Below are 3,322 nucleotides of genomic sequence, written 5' to 3' on the forward strand. Positions count from 1 at the left end.
TTTCAGCTTCTTCAGCTGGCGCAGGTGGCGGCTCAGGCAGTCCAGACCGCCGTCTCCCACCACATCGCCTACCGCCAAAATATTCAGGATCATAGCGCTCCTCCCTCTGTTTTAAACGAAATCTATTATATGTGATTTTTGAGAAAAGGGCAATTGTAGTTTGTTGTTTCCAAATCGGAACCGCTCCCGTAACCTTTTGTACCGTTCCCCATGATAGAATAGAGGCGGAAAGGAAGGTTTTTGCATGAAACGCGCCGCAATTTGTCTTTTTTCCCTGTTGTTCCTTGCCTCCTGCGGGCAAACCAGGCCGGTGGAGCAGGCCAATTTCCCCTCTCCCTCCCCCGCTCCCGCCGTCACACCCTCCCCCAGTCCCGCGCCGGAGTCCACGCCGCCGGAGCCATTGATAACCCAGGCGGAGCTGGAGCAGGCCGTCGCCCGGGCAGGAACGGACTGGGGCGCCATGGGTATCCAGGCCGCCGCCATCCAGGGCGGGGAGCTGATCGCCCAGGCCGCCTGGGGCTGGGCGGTGGACGGACAGGCGCCCATGACGGCGGAGCACAAGATGCGCTGCGCCTCCCTGACCAAGATTGCCACCGCCCTCTCCGCCGGAGTGCTGATGGAGCAGGGAATCATCACCCCCCAGAGCGACCTGTCGGACTGTTGGGGGGTGACGGTGCGCAATCCCACCTATCCCGACCATTCCATTACGGTGGACATGCTTCTCACCCACACCTCCTCCCTCACCGACGCCAGCGGCAGCCTGGCCGCCCTGAAAGGGTCCGCCGCCCGGCAGCGGCTGGCGGGCGACGGCTTTCAGGAGGTGGAGCCGGGAGCTCTGGGGAGCTGGTGCTACAACAACTACGGCTTTGCCGTGCTGGGTATGACCCTGGAACTGGCCGCAGGCCGGATGCTGGACGCAGTGCTGGGGGAGGCCGTGCTCACCCCTCTGGGAATTGACGCCGCCTTTGAGGCGGGCAGCGCAACCCACACCGGCCTGCTCTGCCCCCTGTACCAGGATGGCGCGGTCACCCGCTCGGTCCCGGAGCAGGAAGGCTATGTGCGCATCGACCAGCCGGGCTACCGGGGCAACTTCTACGCCGGGGGCTTCACTTGCAGCGCCGGGGACATGGCCAGACTGACCGCCCTGCTGGCGGCGGACGGCAAATATCAGCAGGAGCAGCTTCTCGCCCCGGAGACGGTGGCCTACCTGGAGCAGCCTCTGGGCCAGACGCCCGACGGCTTCTTGCAGTGCAGGCCCCTGCGCTGCCGGGAGAACATGTACGGCAGGGTGCGCATGTATTACCACACCGGTTCGGCCTACGGTTTTTACGGCCTGATGTCCTACGACCCGGACACCGGGGACGGCGTGGTGGTCTTCACCAACGGCGCCAGGGGGGACATTGACTCCTGGGGCGTGTATCAGGTGTGCAGTCAGATTGCCTGGGCGGTCTACGGCCAGGCCGAGTGAGGAGGTACCCGCTTGCATCCACACAAGGTACTGGCCGCCGTCCTGCTTCTGGCGGTCGTGACAGGGTGCTCCGCCCCGGCCCCGGCTCCCACACCCACGCCCACACCCGCTCCGGCTCCAGCTCCTACGCCCGCTCCTCCCACGGTGGCCACCCTGGCGGTGTGCGGGGACGTGATGAGCCATATGCCGGTGACCCGTGATGCCTGGGACGAGGAGCGGGGCATTTACGACTATACCCCCATTTTTGAGCAGGCCCGGCCCTATGTGGAGGGGGCGGACTACGCCGTGGCCAATCTGGAAACCACCTTGTCCGCCCAGGGTCCCTACTCCGGCTACCCCGCCTTCCGCACCCCGGCGGCGCTGGCAGAGGATTTGAAGGAGCTGGGCTTTGATCTGATGCTCACCGCCAACAACCACTGTCTGGACAAGGGCTATGAGGGGCTGGTCTCCACCCTAGAGGCCCTGGATGGGGCGGGGCTGGCCCATGTGGGGACCTGGACCTCGGCGGAAAAGGCCGCAAGTCCCGTCCATCTGGCCGACGTGGGTGGCATACAAGTGGCCTTCCTGGGCTACACCTACGGCACCAACGGTATCCCCCTGCCCAGCGGAAAGGACTGGGCCGTCAGTCTGTTCAACACCGATTACATGACCAGTCTGTCCACCCCGGACACGGAAAAGCTGGAGGCCGACCTGGCCGCCGCCCGGTCCATGGAGCCCGACCTCATCGCCGTGATGATCCACTGGGGAGTGGAGTACCGCACCGAGCAGAACAGCTACCAGGAGGAGATGGCCGACCTGCTCATTGCAAACGGAGCCGACCTGGTGCTGGGCGGCCACTCCCATGTGCCCCAGCCTATGGAGACGCGCACCGTCACCGGCTGGGACGGCTCCCAGCGCACCGGCTTCGTGTGCTACTCCCTGGGCAACTTCATTTCCTCCCAGGTAGACCCTCTCACCGACACTACCGCCGTCCTCACGCTGGAGCTGACCCGGGACAATGAGACAGGCGAGACCAACCTCACCGACTGGTCTTATGTCCCCATGCTGATGGTGCGGCGGAACGGGACGGAGCGGGTCTTTACCCTCACCGACGCCTCCGTCATCCCCGCCGGCGCGGACGGCTCCCTTGTCCAGTGCCTGGAAGAAGCAAAGGAAAATTGTCTGGAAATTTTCGGTTTTTAATTCTTTTCGTAGCTTTTTGCCTCTGAATTGTAACCTCCTTTGTCACCCTTTGTACCGATATCCATGGTACCATAGGGGTGACAAAGGAGGTTTTATTATGAAGCGCATACTTCCGGCTGCCCTTGCCTTGCTGCTCCTGGCTGGCTGTGCAAAACAGGCTCCGACCCCCGCCAGTCCCTCACCGGCGGCAGAGACCCGTCCCCTGACCCAGGAGGAGATAGACCGGGTCAACGAGGCCTTCCTCTCCCACATGGAGCGGGACGGCGTCACCTACGCCACGCCGGTGAGCGGGTTCTTCACCAGCTACTATGACGATGTGACCCAGCTGGACTTCTTCGACTTCCTCTACTACTTCCCCGGCGACGGCACCCTGGGGGAGGAAGACCAGGCGGAGTATGCCGCCCTGGCCGCCCTGCCCGACTTCCCCTACCGGGACGAGGTGGACACCCTGGGCTGGGATTCCCCGGAGGACCTGCCCGTGCCCACCCACCGCATCCCCCGCGCCTCGGTGGACGAGGCCCTGGAGCGGTACGCCGGCATCACCGCCGCCGACCTGGCGGACACCTCCGGCGTGCCCTATTCGGAGGAATACGACGCCTGGTACACTTTCTCCAGCGACTTCGGCCCCGGAACCTTTGTGTGCGCCGGCGGCCAGGTGGACGAGGAGGCCGG

General features: G+C 64.3%; 3 protein-coding genes. All 3 read left to right on the forward strand.

From position 1 onward, the window contains the following. Nucleotides 1-244 precede the first annotated feature (244 nt). Nucleotides 245-1,468 carry a serine hydrolase domain-containing protein gene (locus Q0J74_RS10860; protein WP_297214514.1) on the forward strand — a complete coding sequence of 408 codons (1,224 nt, stop codon included), beginning with the start codon at nucleotides 245-247 and terminating at the stop codon, nucleotides 1,466-1,468. Nucleotides 1,469-1,480: 12 nt separating this feature from the next. Further along, nucleotides 1,481-2,650, forward strand: coding sequence for a CapA family protein (locus tag Q0J74_RS10865; protein WP_297214516.1), 1,170 nt, complete (start codon nucleotides 1,481-1,483; stop codon nucleotides 2,648-2,650). 97 nt (nucleotides 2,651-2,747) lie between these two features. Beyond that, nucleotides 2,748-3,322 (forward strand): lipoprotein (locus Q0J74_RS10870; protein ID WP_297214518.1); only part of this gene is annotated, 575 nt, incomplete at its 3' end.

The organism is uncultured Flavonifractor sp., assembly GCF_944387675.1.
Taxonomy (GTDB): Bacteria; Bacillota; Clostridia; order Oscillospirales; family Oscillospiraceae; genus Flavonifractor.